18 protein-coding genes are annotated in these 14,999 nt (G+C 66.9%); 5 read left to right on the top strand and 13 right to left on the bottom strand.

Annotated elements, in window-relative coordinates:
• Nucleotides 1–59 precede the first annotated feature (59 nt).
• The 4 genes from AC3WOH_RS00655 to AC3WOH_RS00640 all read right to left on the bottom strand — a co-directional run bounded on the left by AC3WOH_RS00655 (nucleotide 60) and on the right by AC3WOH_RS00640 (nucleotide 1,750).
• Nucleotides 60–305 (bottom strand): hypothetical protein, encoded by a 246-nt coding sequence (locus AC3WOH_RS00655; protein ID WP_492227488.1) that lies wholly within the window; start codon nucleotides 303–305, stop codon nucleotides 60–62.
• Nucleotides 277–513, bottom strand: a complete 237-nt coding sequence (locus AC3WOH_RS00650) for a hypothetical protein (RefSeq protein ID WP_492227487.1) — start codon at nucleotides 511–513, stop codon at nucleotides 277–279. Before AC3WOH_RS00650 ends, AC3WOH_RS00655 begins: the two co-directional genes overlap by 29 nt.
• Before the next feature lie 119 nt (nucleotides 514–632).
• The gene (locus tag AC3WOH_RS00645) at nucleotides 633–1,217 is read right to left on the bottom strand and encodes a hypothetical protein (protein WP_492227486.1); all 585 of its coding nucleotides are present in this window, start codon (nucleotides 1,215–1,217) and stop codon (nucleotides 633–635) included.
• Between the two features lie 29 nt (nucleotides 1,218–1,246).
• The gene (locus tag AC3WOH_RS00640) at nucleotides 1,247–1,750 is read right to left on the bottom strand and encodes a DUF2199 domain-containing protein (protein ID WP_492227485.1); all 504 of its coding nucleotides are present in this window, start codon (nucleotides 1,748–1,750) and stop codon (nucleotides 1,247–1,249) included.
• A 55-nt stretch (nucleotides 1,751–1,805) separates the two neighbouring features.
• Between AC3WOH_RS00640 and AC3WOH_RS00635 the strand changes: the two genes are divergently transcribed.
• Nucleotides 1,806–2,336, top strand: a complete 531-nt coding sequence (locus AC3WOH_RS00635; RefSeq protein ID WP_492227484.1) for a BON domain-containing protein — start codon at nucleotides 1,806–1,808, stop codon at nucleotides 2,334–2,336.
• Nucleotides 2,337–2,496: 160 nt separating this feature from the next.
• Nucleotides 2,497–4,083 carry an ABC transporter substrate-binding protein gene (locus AC3WOH_RS00630; protein ID WP_492227483.1) on the top strand — a complete coding sequence of 529 codons (1,587 nt, stop codon included), beginning with the start codon at nucleotides 2,497–2,499 and terminating at the stop codon, nucleotides 4,081–4,083.
• 255 nt (nucleotides 4,084–4,338) lie between these two features.
• On the opposite strand, the gene AC3WOH_RS00625 is transcribed toward AC3WOH_RS00630, so the two are convergent.
• The 7 genes from AC3WOH_RS00625 to AC3WOH_RS00595 all read right to left on the bottom strand — a co-directional run bounded on the left by AC3WOH_RS00625 (nucleotide 4,339) and on the right by AC3WOH_RS00595 (nucleotide 11,775).
• On the bottom strand, nucleotides 4,339–5,808 hold the full coding sequence (locus tag AC3WOH_RS00625; protein WP_492227482.1) for a M81 family metallopeptidase: 1,470 nt from the start codon (nucleotides 5,806–5,808) through the stop codon (nucleotides 4,339–4,341).
• Nucleotides 5,805–7,064, bottom strand: a complete 1,260-nt coding sequence (locus tag AC3WOH_RS00620) for a Zn-dependent hydrolase (RefSeq protein ID WP_492227481.1) — start codon at nucleotides 7,062–7,064, stop codon at nucleotides 5,805–5,807. The genes AC3WOH_RS00625 and AC3WOH_RS00620 overlap by 4 nt, the downstream gene beginning before the upstream one ends.
• A gap of 24 nt (nucleotides 7,065–7,088) precedes the next feature.
• Nucleotides 7,089–7,814, bottom strand: a complete 726-nt coding sequence (locus AC3WOH_RS00615) for an ABC transporter ATP-binding protein (protein ID WP_492227480.1) — start codon at nucleotides 7,812–7,814, stop codon at nucleotides 7,089–7,091.
• Entirely contained in the window at nucleotides 7,811–8,611 is an 801-nt protein-coding gene (locus AC3WOH_RS00610) for an ABC transporter ATP-binding protein (RefSeq protein WP_492227479.1), read from the bottom strand. Before AC3WOH_RS00610 ends, AC3WOH_RS00615 begins: the two co-directional genes overlap by 4 nt.
• On the bottom strand, nucleotides 8,608–9,609 hold the full coding sequence (locus AC3WOH_RS00605) for a branched-chain amino acid ABC transporter permease (protein ID WP_492227478.1): 1,002 nt from the start codon (nucleotides 9,607–9,609) through the stop codon (nucleotides 8,608–8,610). Before AC3WOH_RS00605 ends, AC3WOH_RS00610 begins: the two co-directional genes overlap by 4 nt.
• 8 nt (nucleotides 9,610–9,617) lie before the next feature.
• Nucleotides 9,618–10,478 (bottom strand): branched-chain amino acid ABC transporter permease, encoded by an 861-nt coding sequence (locus tag AC3WOH_RS00600; protein WP_492227477.1) that lies wholly within the window; start codon nucleotides 10,476–10,478, stop codon nucleotides 9,618–9,620.
• Between the two features lie 91 nt (nucleotides 10,479–10,569).
• Complete coding sequence (locus tag AC3WOH_RS00595; RefSeq protein ID WP_492227476.1) at nucleotides 10,570–11,775, bottom strand: ABC transporter substrate-binding protein; 1,206 nt, start codon at nucleotides 11,773–11,775, stop codon at nucleotides 10,570–10,572.
• A 257-nt stretch (nucleotides 11,776–12,032) separates the two neighbouring features.
• Between AC3WOH_RS00595 and AC3WOH_RS00590 the strand changes: the two genes are divergently transcribed.
• A complete protein-coding gene (locus AC3WOH_RS00590; protein ID WP_492227475.1) occupies nucleotides 12,033–12,887 on the top strand; it encodes a FadR/GntR family transcriptional regulator in 855 nt (284 codons plus the stop codon).
• A gap of 169 nt (nucleotides 12,888–13,056) precedes the next feature.
• Here the strand turns inward: AC3WOH_RS00590 and AC3WOH_RS00585 are convergent, their stop codons facing one another.
• Nucleotides 13,057–13,383 (bottom strand): YnfA family protein, encoded by a 327-nt coding sequence (locus tag AC3WOH_RS00585; protein WP_492227474.1) that lies wholly within the window; start codon nucleotides 13,381–13,383, stop codon nucleotides 13,057–13,059.
• A 118-nt stretch (nucleotides 13,384–13,501) separates the two neighbouring features.
• On the opposite strand from AC3WOH_RS00585, the gene AC3WOH_RS00580 reads away from it, so the two are divergent.
• Together AC3WOH_RS00580 and AC3WOH_RS00575 are read left to right on the top strand one after the other, a co-directional pair.
• A complete protein-coding gene (locus AC3WOH_RS00580) occupies nucleotides 13,502–13,846 on the top strand; it encodes an NIPSNAP family protein (protein WP_492227473.1) in 345 nt (114 codons plus the stop codon).
• The gene (locus AC3WOH_RS00575; RefSeq protein WP_492227472.1) at nucleotides 13,843–14,187 is read left to right on the top strand and encodes an antibiotic biosynthesis monooxygenase family protein; all 345 of its coding nucleotides are present in this window, start codon (nucleotides 13,843–13,845) and stop codon (nucleotides 14,185–14,187) included. Before AC3WOH_RS00580 ends, AC3WOH_RS00575 begins: the two co-directional genes overlap by 4 nt.
• A 43-nt stretch (nucleotides 14,188–14,230) precedes the next feature.
• On the opposite strand, the gene AC3WOH_RS00570 is transcribed toward AC3WOH_RS00575, so the two are convergent.
• Nucleotides 14,231–14,971, bottom strand: coding sequence for a metallophosphoesterase family protein (locus tag AC3WOH_RS00570; RefSeq protein WP_492227471.1), 741 nt, complete (start codon nucleotides 14,969–14,971; stop codon nucleotides 14,231–14,233).
• Between the last annotated feature and the right edge of the window lie 28 nt (nucleotides 14,972–14,999).

The raw sequence follows: 14,999 nt of genomic DNA, 5'->3' as shown, positions 1-14,999 counted from the left end.
GCTGGGCGTGGTGGGACGGCCGCCCGCCAGGCAAATCGCAGCCGTGTCCTACAGCGGGGTCAACCGCCCGGCGCGTCTTTTTCTTCTTCCTGGTCCAGCAGAGGCCCGACCAGCACGGCGCCATTGGGCAGCAGCACGCTGCCAAAGGCGAAGACAAAGCCGTTGAATGCGTCCGCAATGCGGAACAGCGCGGGCCAGATCGCCGGGTTGTCCTCGAACTCGCGCTCCGTCACGAGCCCGAGCACCACCGTGGTGTGGCCGATGGCGTGGGCCGTATCACGCTTGCGCGCCTCGTCCTGGTCCAACGAGGCGATGTAGCCCAGGAAAGCCCTGCACGTGGGCCGCAACCGTCTTGGCATTCATCACATTGAAACGCACCGTCTCCCCACCCAAGGGCACGTCGTACCGCGTGGCCGTGCGGCGCAGCAGGCCCTTGTCGGATTTCACGCCGTCAAAGACGGTGGCCAGGTCGCCCGAGCCCTGCTGGATATAGATGGCTGCGTTGGCAGGCATGGTGGTGGAGCCCTCTGTGTGTTGGTGTGTTTTGATGCTGTTGGTATCTGGCGGGTTGCGCATCCATTTCAGTAGCGACCCGCATGGTTGCGAAAGGTTGGTGTGCCCAGCAAGGCCCATCAGCGGTTCTCAGTTGGTGTCTTTGGCTGCAATGCCCGTTCGTAGGCCTTGGCCAGGACCGGGAGCAGGGAGACCTGCTCTCCCTTGCAGTCACGAAGCGTGATGCCCCCCGATTGGGCAGGCCCATCAAAACGGACATTTGGGTTTTCAGGGTCGTACAATTGCCTGACCCGTGTTGTGCTTCTCTCGCAGTACTCAAACTCCGCTACGTTGTGAAGCGCGAAAAGGCTCATGCGGCCATCACGCGATAGCACCATGACAGCGGCTCCAGGCAGCCCTTGATTTGAGAGTCCGACCAGCGAGTACCCATCTGGTGATTCCACGATGTCATCGAGCGCAACCCCTGGAAAATGCGCAATCTGCTTTGTGCCCATATACATCCGAAGATGAAACGCAGGATTGCGCGGATCTTTGCTCGCATCGATGGTCTGCACGATTCGAAGTCCCCGTGAAAACTTCAGCTCCCGCTGTGCACTCTTGAACCACCAGGTATCCGCGAAGCTTGTCGTCGCGGTGACGGCAAGCAGAGCACCGAGCAGCAGGCGGCGCAAGGGTCTTGAAGCCATTCTGTGGGTCATGTTCATGGGCTGTGTATGGATACTTGGACGTGAAGTCAACCGTGGAACGCAGCCTCCGCAATCTGCTGCACCCGCGCCATGGTGATGCCTTCCCGCTGCTCCACCGCCAGCGGATGGTCCGTCGGCTCCAGTGTGATGAGGGGGCGCTGCCCCAGGGGCATGGTCTGCACGTTCGTTTTCAGGCTCAGCGTGCCGGGCGTGTATCCCGGCAGGGCACTTTGCAGCCAGCCGAAGTAAGGGGGCTCGGCCTCACGCCCTTCGCTCTCCCACAGTTCGCCGCTGCGCACAAAGTTCGCCTCGCTCAAGGACACCCAGGCGAGCCAGACAAAGGAATCGTCCCCGCCGATGACAGGCAACAGGATGCGGCCGAGAATGAAGAAATGGCGTCCGTCGATGACGCACTGGTCGGATGAAAGATGCACCCGGTCAGCGCGCTCTGCTTCGGGGATGGAGTGCCACAGGTCCGGTACGGGCGCACCCAGGCACATCGGTATGCTGTCGTGGGTCTGGCCGCAGGTCGCGCAAAGGAATCCGGTCATGGAAACGCGTTCATTCATTGGTGGAGCAGGGGCTGTGCTGCAAGGAGGGCATCCGATGGAAGGCATTTTCACATTCCGCAAGCGCCTCGCGTGCGCCCTGGTGCTGGCGGCGCTCGGGCTGCCGAATGCGTTCGCGCAAGGCCAGGCTGCCCAGCTGCCAGCGCCCCGCACCAACGCCTTCAACGACCCCTTCCTCCAGGTCACCTCCGCCATGCCCGGCTGCCCCGTGCCCGAGGGTCCGCTGTACACCGAAGCCGAGGTACGCGAGCTGGCCCATGTGCGCTCGCAGCATGGCGGCAGCTGCCACCGCGTGGGGCGCTGCCGGCTGCCCAACTCCTACCTCTACGATGCCGAGATCATCCCGCGCGTGCAGCGCTACATCCGCGAGGAGGGGCGCTTCGACAACACCAGTGTGTGGGTGCTGGGCGAGCGGCGCCTGGTCACGCTGATGGGCTGCGTGCAGTCGGCCGAGCAGGCGCGGGCGCTGGAAAAGGCCGTGGAGCTAGTGGACGACGTGATGGGTGTGATCAACCTGCTGCAGGTGGGAACCGATCGCAGCGCGGCGCGCTACCCCCTTGCCAGGTAGGTACCGGTAGATACCGCAGTTGCGGCATTTGCGCAATCGGCCATGACGCGCAGTTGCGCGGCGGAACCACACTGCCCGGACGGGGGCTTTTGCGCGCGCCCGTCCTGCTGCATATTGCCGGTTCTTCACATCCATCCTGTCTTGCAAAGGAAACCCTCCCATGCACTTCAAGCACTCCCTGCTCGCGGCCGCCACCCTGGCCCTGGCAGCCGCCGCCCCCACCGTTTCGGCAAAACCGTTCAAATGGGCCGGGTCCACCGACATCCAGACCATGGACGTCCACTCGCAGAACAGCGCGCTGGGCAATGGCATCCATGCGGCGGTGTACGAGTCGCTGGTGATGTTCAACAGCCGCACGCTCAAGGTCGAGCCGCTCTTGGCCACTTCGTGGCAGCAGGTCAGCCCCACGCAGCTGCGCGTGAAGCTGCGCCAGGGCGTCAAATTCAGCGACGGCTCGCCCATGACGGCCGACGATGTGGTGTTTTCGCTGCAGCGCGCGATGAGCAAGACCTCCACCTATGCCATCTACACGCAGGGCATGGACCGCATCGCCAAGGTCGATGGCGAGACCATCGACATCTTTTTGAAGAGCCCCAACCCGGTGCTGCTCAACCAGCTGACCGAGCTGCGCGTGATGAGCAAGGCATGGTCCGAGAAGAACAACTCCGTCGAGCCCAAGGACATCAAGTCCAAGGACGAGACCTTCTCGCACCGCAATGCCATGGGCACGGGGCCTTTCGTGCTCAAGGAATGGGTGCCCGACCAGAAGCTGGTGTTCACGGCCAACCCGCAGTGGTGGAACGCGGGCAAGGCCGAGGGCAACGTCACCGAAATCGTTTTTACGCCCATCAAGTCCGAGGCCACGCGCATTGCCGCCCTGCTCTCGGGCGAGGTGGACATGGTGCGCGAGGCCAACCTGCAGGATCTGGAGCGGCTCAAGGCAAATCCCAACCTCAAGGTGATGGAGATGGTCGAGAACCGCACCGTCTACCTGGCCCTGGACCAGTTCCGCGATGAACTGCCGGGCAGCAGCGTGAAGGGCAAGAACCCGCTCAAGGACCTGCGCGTGCGCAAGGCGCTGTACCAGGCCATCGACGTGGCCGCGCTGCAGCGTGTGACCATGCGCGGCATGTCCAAGCCCACGGGGGCCATGGTCTCGCCCCTGGTCAATGGCTGGACGGAGGCGGTGGACAAGCGCCTGCCCTACGACGCCAATGCCGCCCGGGCGCTGCTGGCCGATGCAGGCTACAAGGACGGCTTCGAGGTCGACTTTGCCTGCAGCAACAACTCCATCATCCAGGACGAGAACCTGTGCCAGGCCATCACCTCGATGTGGGCGCGCGTGGGCGTCAAGGCCAAGCTGCGCACCCTGCCGTCCGTCACCTACTACCCCATGGCCCAGCGCCACGAGGCCAGCATCGCGCTGCTCAGCTGGGGCGTGCCGACCTTCGACGCGCTGTACACCCTGCAATCGCTCACGCGCACCAAGACCACGGGCGGTGATGGCAACTACAACCTGGGCCGCTACAGCAACGAACGCATGGACTACGTCGTGGACCGCGTGAAGACCGAGATCGACCAGCCCGTGCGCAACCGCCTGCTGACCGAAGGCCTGCAGCTGCAGAACGACACGGTGGCCAACATCCCCCTGCACAACCAGATGCTGGCCTGGGCGATGAAGAAAAACGTCGAACTCGTTCAGCGCCCCGACAACCGCATCGACTGGCGTCTGATAAAAGTGAATTAACCCCCTGAGTCGCTTCGCGCCTCGGTGTGCCCGCCAGAGGCGGCCCTCTTCGTGCCGTCCAAGCCTGCGCAGGCAGGCTTGGAGCCGCTGCACTCAGCCCCTTTCTCTCAAATCGCTGCGCGATTTGGGAAGGGGGACGCCCCCAGCGCGGCGAGGCGGCCCTTGCGCGGGGGCACTGGCTTCGGTCGCGCCAGTTGCGTCGGCTTGCGCTTGCTGGCGATGCAGGTTCTTGGGGGACTTCTGCGCGATGGAACGTCAGACTGGATCGAGCGGGAACACCGGCCGGCGCACGTTCCTGAACGGGAACAGCGCGTAGTTGGAACTGGTCACGCCCGTGGGGCTGTCGCATTCGACCAGCGCATGCGACAGCGGCACGAACACCGGGCGGCAGTACATGCGCGACTTGAGCAGCACGAAGCGGTGCGCCGTGGGGTCCACGCCCACGCAGGAGAACACACCCAGGTCCCAGGGTTCGTGGGTCTTCTCGGTCACCACGATCAGGGCGCTGCCGGTGTCGAACAGCACGGTACGGCCCATGGCACAGCGCGCGCCGGTGTAGATGGGGCCGGTCACGGTGTACTCGCCGTCGCTGATGGCACGCACGGTGCCCGACAGGGCCACGGGCTTCTTGGCCACATTGAGCTGTGTGAGGGGCACCTTGTTGCCCAGGCGCACCGTGCACTGCGCACCCACGCCAGCGGCCACCAACTGGGCCACGGCCTCGGGGTCGCACAGCGGGCCCACGGCGATGTCCTCCAGGCCCTCGGCCAGCGCGGCCTGCAGCACATCCATGGAGTCGCAGGTGCCACCCGACATGCAGTTGTCGCTGTGGTCCAGCAGCAGCACCGGGCGCTCGGCGCCCTGCGCCAGGGCCTGGGCGCGCTGCAGCGATTGCGCCAGGGGCTCGCTGTCGTAGACGAACTCCGCACGTTCTTCCCAGATGGTGGCCGCAATGCGGTCGGCCACGGCCTGCGCCGCTTCGGGGGCGTCGGCCAGTCCGGTGACCACCACGCTCATGCAGGGCGCCTCGATGTCGGCCAGCGAAAAGCCCGCGAACACCGTGACGGCGGGCACGCCATCGGCCTCGGCTGCACGGGCCGCATCCACCGCGCGCAGCATGGCGCCCTGCAGCGTGGTGCTGCGCAAGGTATGGCCCATCATGGGCAACTGGTGCCATTGCACGCGGTAGTGCTGCTTCCCCTGCAGCATCGCCAGCAGCAGGCGGCCGGCGTGCTCGCCGGTCTCGTACATGTCGATGTGCGGGTAGGTCTTGAAGCCCACCATGACATCGGCGTTGGCGACCATCTTCGGGGTGATGTTGCCGTGCAGGTCCAGCGCCACGCCAATGGGCACGCCGGGTGCTGCGGCGCGCACGCGTTCCAGCAGGTCGCCCTCGCCGTCGGCGCTGTTCTCGGCCACCATGGCGCCGTGCAGGTCGAGCAGGATGGCATCGCAGCCCGGTGCGGCATCGACGATGCGGCGGGTCAGCTCGTCGTAGGCGGCCGCATGCACCGGGCCGCTGGGGTTGGACATGGCCGACACCGGCGTCACCAGCGTGGCGCCCAGGCCCTGGGCCAGGTCGATGAAGGCGGCCATGGCCGTGCGCATGCCCAGGTTCTCGCGCAGGGCGTCCTCGCCGTAGGTGGGCGCAAACGCCGAAAGCGGCGTGGGCACGGGCGAGAAGGTGTTAGTCTCGTGGTTCAAGCGAGCGATCAGGAACTTCATGCGGCCACCACCTTGGCGCTGCGCAGCATGGCCTGCAGCAGCACGTTGCAGCCAGCCTCCAGGTGTTCGGGCTGGGCGTCTTCGATCTCGTTGTGGCTGATGCCGTCGGCGCAGGGCACGAAGACCATGGCCGTGGGCGCCAGGCGCGCCAGGTACACGGCGTCGTGGCCGGCACCGCTCACCACGTCCATGGCGCTGTAGCCCAGTGCCTGGGCATCCGCGCGCACGCCTTCCACCAGCGGCGGCGCGAAGGGCTGCGGCGGGAAGTAGACGACCTGTTCCACCGCGATGGGGGTGCGATGGGCCGTGCCGATGCGCTCGCACGCGGCGCGCAATTCAGCATCCATTTGCAGCAGCACGGCATCGTCGGCGGCGCGCAGGTCCACCGTCATGCGCACGCTGCCAGGAATCACGTTGCGCGAGCTCGGGAACACCTCCAGCACGCCCACGGTGCCGCGCGCGTGCGGTGCGTGGGCCAGCGCGATGCGGTTGACCTCGGCCACCAGGGCGCTGGCGGTCAGCAGGGCGTCGCGGCGCAGCTCCATGGGCGTGGGGCCGGCATGGGCCTCCATGCCCTGCACGCCCACGTCGTACCAGCGCTGGCCCAGGGCACCCTGGACCACGCCGATCACGCAGTTGTGGGCCTCCAGCACCGGACCCTGCTCGATGTGGGCCTCGAAATACGCGCCCACGGCCGGCGTGGGCCCCTGTTCGCCCGCATAGCCAATGGCGGCCAGCGCCTCGGCCACGCTGGTGCCCTGGGCATCGCGCTGGGCCAGCGCGTGGTCGAGCGTGAAGGCGCCTGCGAACACGCCCGAGCCCATCATCACCGGCACGAAGCGCGAGCCTTCCTCATTGGTCCACACCGCCACCTCGATGGGTGCCTCGGTCACGATGCCCCGGTCGTTGAGCGTGCGCACCACCTCCAGACCTGCGAGCACGCCGTAGTTGCCGTCGAACTTGCCGCCCGTGGGCTGGGTGTCGATGTGGCTGCCGGTCATCACCGGCGGCAGGGCGTCGTTGCGCCCGGCACGGCGCGCGAAGATGTTGCCGATGGCGTCCACGCGCACGCTGCAGCCGGCCTCGCGTGCCCAGCGCACGAAGAGGTCGCGGCCTTGGCCGTCGAGCGCGGTGAGCGCCAGGCGGCACACGCCGCCCTTGGGGGTGGCGCCGATCTGCGCCAGGTCCATCAGCGATTGCCACAGGCGCGCGCCATCCACGCGCGGTTGCAGGGCAGGGGAGGGGGTCGTCGTCATGTCCACAGTCGAATTCCTGAAAATCTATGCCAGGCCCACGCCCAGGTAGCGGTCCTTGATGGCGTCGTCGGCGAGGAAGGCGGCGTTGTCTGCCTCGTGCACGATGGCGCCCTGTTCGATCACGTAGTGCCGGTCGGCCAGCTGGGTGCAGACCTCCAGGTTCTGCTCCACCAGCACAATGGCCACGCCCGCGGCCTTGATGGTTTGGAGCTGGGCCACGATCTCTTCCACGATCACCGGCGCCAGGCCTTCCACGGGCTCGTCCAGCATCAACAGGCGCGGCGCGTTCATCAGCGCGCGGCCGATGGCCAGCATCTGCTGCTCGCCGCCCGAAAGCTGGCCGCCACCGTTGCGCCGCCGCTCCTGCAGGCGCGGGAAGATGCGGTAGATGTCGGGCAACTGCCAGGGCGAGCGCTTGCGCTGGCCCAGCAGCAGGTTTTCTTCCACCGTGAGCAGCTTGAAGATGCCGCGGTGCTCGGGCACCAGGCACACCCCGCGCTGGGCGATGGCGTGCGTGGCCTGGCCCTGCAGCTCCTGGCCTGCAAAGCGCACGCGGCCCTGCGTGGGCGGCACCACGCCGCAGATGCTCTTGAGCGTGGTGGTCTTGCCCGCGCCGTTGCGCCCGAGCAGGGTGACGAGTTCGCCGTCGTTCACGTGCAGGTCCACGCCCTGCAGCACATGGCTCTTGCCGTAGTGGGCGTGCAGCCCTTCGACGGCGAGGAGGGGGCTGGAAGTGGTGGTGCTGCTCATGCTGCGGCCTTGCCCCCGGTGATCATGTTGCCCAGGTAGGCGCTGCGCACCCGGTCGTCGCTGCGGATCGCGTGCGGGTGGCCTTCGGCCAGCACGCGGCCCTGCTGCATCACCGTCACGGTGTCGGAGATGTCCATCACGATGTTCATGTTGTGCTCGATCAGTACCACGGTGTGCTCGTCCTTGAGGCCCTCTATCAGCCGCTTCATGTCATCGAGGTCGTCGATGCCCATGCCCGAGGTGGGCTCGTCCAGGAAGATGGCCTTGGGGCGGGCCGCCAGGGCCATGCCCACCTCCAGCCGGCGCTGCTGGCCGTGCGAGAGGTTGCCCACGGGCGTGTCGGCATGGCGCTCCAGCCCCAGGCGCGCGAGCACGCTGGCCACCACATCGGCCTGCGAACGAGCGCCCAACGGCGCATGCCAGCAGTTGAGCGCGTGGCGCGGCGCCGTGCCTTGCGCGCCCAGGCGCAGGTTCTCGCGCACCGGCAGGGTGAGGAACAGGCTGGTCACCTGGAAGGAGCGCGCCATGCCGCGCTGCACGCGGCGGTGGTCGGGCTCGTGCGTCACGTCGTGGCCATCGAAGACGATGCGCCCGCCGCTCACGTTCTTGGTGCCCGTGAGCATGTGGAACAGCGTGGTCTTGCCCGCACCGTTGGGGCCGATGACCGAATGGACTGTATTGGCGCGCACCTTGAGGTCCACGCCCGCGAGGGCAGCGAACTTGTCGTAGCGCTTTTCCACGCCCACGGCTTCGAGCAGGATGGGGGCAGAAGAGGAAGAAAGGGTGGCGTTGCTCATGCGTGACCTCCCTGCGTTGCGGCGTCGGCCTTGCCGTTGCCATGCTTGCCGCGCAGCCGATTCCAGGCCGATTCGCCCAGGCCCCACAGGCCGCGCTGCATGCCGAGGCTCACCACCATCAGCACCACGCCCAGGATCAGCAGCCAGCGTGGCCACAGGGTGGACAGCCAGTCGCCCACCAGCAGGTAGAAGGCCGAGCCCAGCAGCGAGGCCAGCAGGTTGCCCGTGCCGCCGATCACCGTCATGATGAGGATCATCTCGCTCGTGTGGTATTCGGCGCTCGCCAGCGGGGCGATGCCCGTCATCATGGCGTGCAGCGCGCCCGCCAGGCCCGTGACCGCGCCCGAGATCACAAAGGCCTGCAGCTTGAGCAGCTTCAGGTTGTAGCCGATGGCGGCGGCGCGCTCCTCGTTGTCGCGTACGGCCAGCAGCGTGCGCCCGAAGATGGAGGCCGACACCTTCTGCAGCAGCCAGAAGGACACCAGAAACAAGGTGGCCACGAAGCCGTAGTACTGCCAGGGCGAGGTCAGCGGCCACAGCGTGAAGCCGCCCACGGCCAGCGAGGGGCGTGGAATGTCCAAGAGGCCGTTGTCCCCGCCCGTGAGGCCGGGCATGGAGTAGGCGAGGAAGTAGAACATCTGCGCGAAGGCCAGCGTCAGCATCACGAAGTAGGTGCCGCGCTGGCGGATGGCGACCCAGCCCACGATGGCCGCGCCCAGCGCGCCCATGGCCACGGCGAGCACCAGCGCCAGCGGCATGGGCAGGGGCCAGCGCGTGAGCGTGAGCGCAATGGTGTAGCTGCCCAGCCCGAAGAAGATGCCCTGCCCGAAGGACAGCAGCCCGGTATGGCCCAGCAGCAGGTTGCAGCCCATGGCAGCCAGGCCGTAGATCAGCACCTCGCTGGCAAGGGACCCCGATTGCATGGTCAATGGCATCACCAGCACGACGGCCAGGGCCAGCAGCAGGTGGAAGTGTTTGTGCAGGAGTTTCGTGGTCATGGCGGGTTTCATCCTTTGCGGCCCAGCAGGCCATGCGGGCGCAGCAGCAGCACAGCGGCCATGGCGATGTAGATCATGAGGCGCGCGCCCTCGGGCCACACGGTGCTCATCACGCTCTGCACCACGCCGATCAAGAGGCCGCCGATCAGTGCGCCGAAGAAGCTGCCCATGCCGCCCACCACCACCACGATGAAGGCCACGCCCAGCGCCTCGATGCCCATGAAGGGCTCGGCCCCGCGCATGGGCGCGGCCAGCACCCCGGCAATCGCGGCAGTCGCCGCGCCGAGCGCGAACACCAGGCTGAAGATGCGGAACACATTGAGGCCGAGCAGCGAGACCATCTCGGTCGATTCGCTGCCCGCACGCACCGCGCTGCCCAGGCGCGTGCCTTCGAGCACGTACCACAGGATGAGGGCCAGCACCGCGGTGAAGCCGATCACGAACAGCCGGTACTTGGGGTAGACGATGCCGCCCCACATGACCACGCCCTGCAGCAGCTCGGGCACGGGCACGCTGTCGCCCAGCGGCCCCCACTGCAGGATGACCAGTTCCTGCACCGCCAGGGCCAGGCCCACGGTGACCAGAATGTGGAACTCGTGCGGGCTGGCGTACACGTGGCGCAGCACCAGCTTCTCGGTGAGCCAGCCCAGTGCTCCCACCACCAGCGGCACCACGGCCAGCGCGAGCCAGAAGCTCAGGCCCCAGCGCGTCATCTGGTAGCAGAAGTAGGCCCCCAGCAGGTAGAAGGCCCCGTGCGCGAAGTTCACGAAGCGCAGCAGGCCGAACACGATGGACAGGCCGACCGCCAGCAGGAAGTACAGCATGCCGATGCCGATCCCGTTGATGGCCTGTAGCAGGTAGATGTTCATGGGCGAAGGGACGAAGGAGGGGGCACACGGCCCGTGGTCGGGCCGTGGAAGGCGATGGGACCGGGGCGCAGCCCGCCGGGCCGCGCGGTGCTCAGGCGATCTTGCAGCCTGTCTGGTCCAGGGGCAGGAACGATTTGCCCGAGCTCACCACGTCCACGTAGTCGTCCTTGTTGGCCATCTTCGCCTTGGCCTTGCCCTTGAGCAGGTAGTAGTTCTTGAGCACCTGGTGGTCGCCCTTGCGGATCTCTTCGTCGCCCGTGAGGCCCTGGTACTTCATGCTTTCCATGGCGGCGATCACGGCCTTGGGCTCCACCGTGCCGGCCTTGATGATGCCGTCGATCATGAGCTTGGTGCAGATGTACGAGCCCGCCAGGCTGTAGTTGGGGTTGGACTTGAACTTGTCGTTGCTGCGCTTGACCAGGTCGAGGTTGAGCGGCGCGTTGACCGTGTGCCAGTACTGCGCACCGAAGTACACGCCCTCGCACAGGTCGGCGCCCAGCGACTCGAACTGCTCCAGCCCCGAGGCCCAGGCCACCAGGATGGTCATGTTCTTGTGCATGCCAAAGCTCACGGCCTGGCGCAGCGCGTCGGACGACTGCGAGCCGAAGTTGAGCAGCAGCAGCACGTCGGGCTTGGCGGCCATGGCATTGGTCAGGTAGCCGCTGAACTCCTTCTCGGTCAGCGAGTGGTAGCTGTTGCCCACATGCTCCAGGTTCTTTTCCTTGAAGATGTTCTTGGCCGCGGAGAGCAGGCCGTCGCCGAACACGTACTGCGGCGTGATGGTGTACCAGCGCTTGGCCTTGGGCAGGGCCTCGGCCAGGGGGCGCACCGTCTGCTCGATGGCGCCGAAGGTGGGCACCGACCAGCGGAAGGTGGCGGCATTGCAGTCCTTGCCCGTGATCTCGTCGGCCCCGGCGGTGGTGATGAAGATGCCGCCGGCCTTCTCGGCCTCCTTGCCCATGGCCAGCGCCTCGGACGAAAGGATGCCGCCCGCGAAGAAGCGCGCGCCCTGCTGTTGCGAAGACTCCTGCAGCTTGCGCACGGCCGTGGCGGGCTTGCCCTCGGTGTCCAGCACCGTGTAGGCCAGGGGGCGCTTGAGGGCCGTGCCGTACTGCTCGATGGCGAGCTTCATGCCCAGGTCGGCGAACTTGCCATTGGCCGCGAATGCGCCCGACATGGGCACCGGGCAGCCGAACTGGATGGCGCCGCTGGCCTGCGCAAAGGCGCTTTGGGCCAGACCCAGCGATGCGGGCAGAGCGCCCAGGGCCGAGAGTTGCAAGAGGTGACGACGGTGCATGGGGCGAGCTCCTGTACAGGGGTTGGGGCCGGTCGGCCCTGGGACGGAAATGCGGTTGTGGCATCTGCAAAGCACACGGCGTGCCACCGCTACAGAGCGTCGTTCGCGCTCATTTCTGCTATTTATAGTGATAAATACAATAAACAGCGTGCGTGAAAACCCTGCATGCCCTACATTGCCCTCTTGCGGTGCATGCCCTGCACCATCGATGGCACTGCGCTGCGCCGGGGCAGTGCCGAGCAACGACAATCGCGACCATGGCAAGTACGACGACCACCTCCACCAAGAAGCCGCTCAAGGCCCTCAAGCGCTCCGACCTGATCGCGCAGGAGATCAAGCGCCTGATCACCGAGAAGAACCTGAGCCCGGGCGACCGCCTGCCGCGCGAGAGCGAGCTGCAGTCGCAGTTCGAGGTGAGCAAGGGCACCATCCGCGAGGCGCTCAAGTCGCTGGAGGTGCAGGGCCTGGTGACCATCTCCACCGGTCCGTCGGGTGGCGGCACCATTGCCGAGGTGCCGCTGGACCGCACCCTTCAGTTCATGCAGAACTACCTGTTCTTCCAGGAAGTGACCATCGACAACATCTACACGGTGCGCCAGTTCCTGGAGCCCGAGCTGGCCGCCTGCGCCGTGCCCCACCTGACGGAGGCCGATTTCGAGGCGCTGGAACACTCGATCTCCTGCTGCGACCCGGCATCGAGCAGCGAGGACATGCTGAGCCAGCGCCGCGAGGACGTGAACTTCCACGACATCCTGGCCGCTGCCTGCCCCAACCCCTTCCTGCGCTTCAACTGCGAGCTGATCAACGAGATGCTGCGCCAGCTCATCGTCTACGGCAACCGCACCTCCAAGGCCGAGCACAAGCGCTTCGGCGAGGTCAACGCCGAATTCCACCGCGAGATCGTGCAGGCCGCGCGCGCGCGCGATGTGGAAAAGGTGCGCAGCCTCATGGTGGACCACATGCAGGACGCGGCCAGCAGCGTCAAGCGCATGAAGGGCCGCCTGCAGGGCCGGCTGATCCTGGACGCCGAGACCCTGCGCAGCCCGCGCACGGCGCATGTGCGGCCCAAGGCTGCGGCCAAAACCTCCAAAGCATCGAAGCAGGGGGATTGACGCCGTGTCTGCGGCCCGAGGCGGTTAACGGTGAAAACCCACCATGCGGCGGGCGTGACCCGGCCAGTGCCCCCGTGCAAGGGCCGCCCCGCCGCACTGGGGGCGTCCCCCTCCCAGATTGCGAAGCAATATGAGAGAGGGGTGAAGGCGCGAAGCGACTCAGGGGGTGCTACTTTGCCGCTGGCTGGAACATGATGATGGCCATGCCGGCGAGAGCCACGGCCACACCGGCAACATCCCAGACGGTGGGCCGGATCTGGTCCACCGCCCAGAGCCAGGCCAGCGCCACACCGATGTAGACGCCGCCATAGGCGGCATACACGCGGCCGGCGGCAGCCGTGTCGTGCAGGGTCAGCAGCCAGGCAAACAGCGCCAGGCTTGCGGCGGCCGGCAGCAGCAGCCACACGGGCTTGCCCTGCTTGAGCCACAGGTAGGGCAGGTAGCAGCCCACGATCTCGGCCAGCGCGGTGGCGATGAACAGCAGCAGGGTCTTCATGCAGAGGGCTGGAGGAGGGGAGCGGTCGTGGTCATGATGCTTCGATGGTGGGCGAAGCATCCGGGGCGGTCAAGCGCCTATCGTGAAGCCTGTTTCCACCACAAGACTTGCCATCACCATGATCACCTGCTTCATCCGCTACGAGATCGACCCCTTCCAGCGCGACAGCTTTGCCGAGTACGCGCGGCGCTGGGGCCAGATCATCCCCCGCTGCGGCGGCCACCTGCTGGGCTATTTTTTGCCGCACGAGGGCAGCAACTACGAGGCCTGGGGCCTGATAGCCTTCGACTCGCTGGCCGCTTACGAGGCCTACCGTGCGCGGCTGCGCAGCGATGCCGAGGGGCGGGCCAACTTCGCCTTCGCGCAGGAGAAGCGCTTCATCCTGCGCGAGGAGCGCAGCTTCACCCAGGGCGTGGAAGGCACGCTGGGCCTGCCGGCCCATGCGCAGGGGGCCACGCCATGATGGCCGTGATCTTCGAGGTGACGCCCGCACCCGGCCAGCGCGGCGCCTACCTGGATGCGGCGGCCGCGCTCAAGCCGCTGCTGGCGCAGATCGACGGTTTCATCTCCATCGAGCGCTTCGAGAGCCTGGCCACGCCGGGCAAGCTGCTGTCGCTGTCCTTCTGGCGCGACGAGGAGGCCGTTGCCCGCTGGCGCCAGCAGGAGGCGCACCGCAGCACCCAGGCGGCCGGGCGCGACCAGGTGTTTGCCGACTACCGGCTGCGCGTGGCGGCGGTGGTGCGCGACTATGGCATGAACGACCGGGCGCAGGCGCCCGGTGATTCCCGCGCGGTACACGGCTGAAAAGCGAGGGCCTTCGCGACCCCCAAATTGGTGTGAACAGGCCCTAGCCCGGCATCAGGCCTGTGCGCAGGGCGTGTGCCCATTCCAGCCGGCCACGCTGCTCTGCAAGCGCGGCCATGGATTCGTGGTCATAGGGGACTGCGTGGTGTTCCACCTGCCAGTCCTGTGCGGTCCGCTCCGCGATGGCGTAGCGCGCATCGGGCGTGCCGTTCTCCACCTTGTGGGCCACGGGGTGGTCGTCGCCGTAGGCCTGCAGGCCCACGCTGCCGGGGTTGACCAGCAGCATGCCCGCGCCCAGGCGCACCTGGCGCGGCACATGGGTATGCCCGCTGGCAATCAGCGGCGCGTACTGGCCCGCCAGGCGCTCGTCGATCTCTGCCGGGGTGGCGGCGCGCACCGTATGTCCGTCCAGGGTTTCGAGCAGGTATTCATGGTCGCTGCGTGGCGAGCCGTGGCACAGCAGCACCTCCTCGTCCAGGCGCAGGGTGTGGGTGAGGCTGCGCATCCAGGCGAACTCCGCCTCGGTGAGCTGGCTGTGCGCGTACTGGTCCGAAGGGCCGCCGTGGCCCGGGCGCAGCTGCAGCACCTGGCGTTCGTGGTTGCCGGCCAGCGACAGCCAGTCCGAAGCCATGAGCCACTGCGCCGTTTCGCGCGGCAGCAGCGGGCCAGAGAGGTTGTCACCCAGGTTCACCACGCGGTCGGCACCGCGGTGGGCGATGTCCGCCGCCACGGCTTCGAGGGCGGCAAGGTTGCCATGGATGTCGGAGACGAAGGCGATGCGCATGGGTGGGGTGGGGTCTTGTTGCTTCGGG

The organism is Acidovorax sp. FW305-C-20-28 (assembly GCF_058783375.1).
Note: the sequence above shows the minus strand (reverse complement) of the source record. Positions and strands in the feature narration are given on the sequence as shown.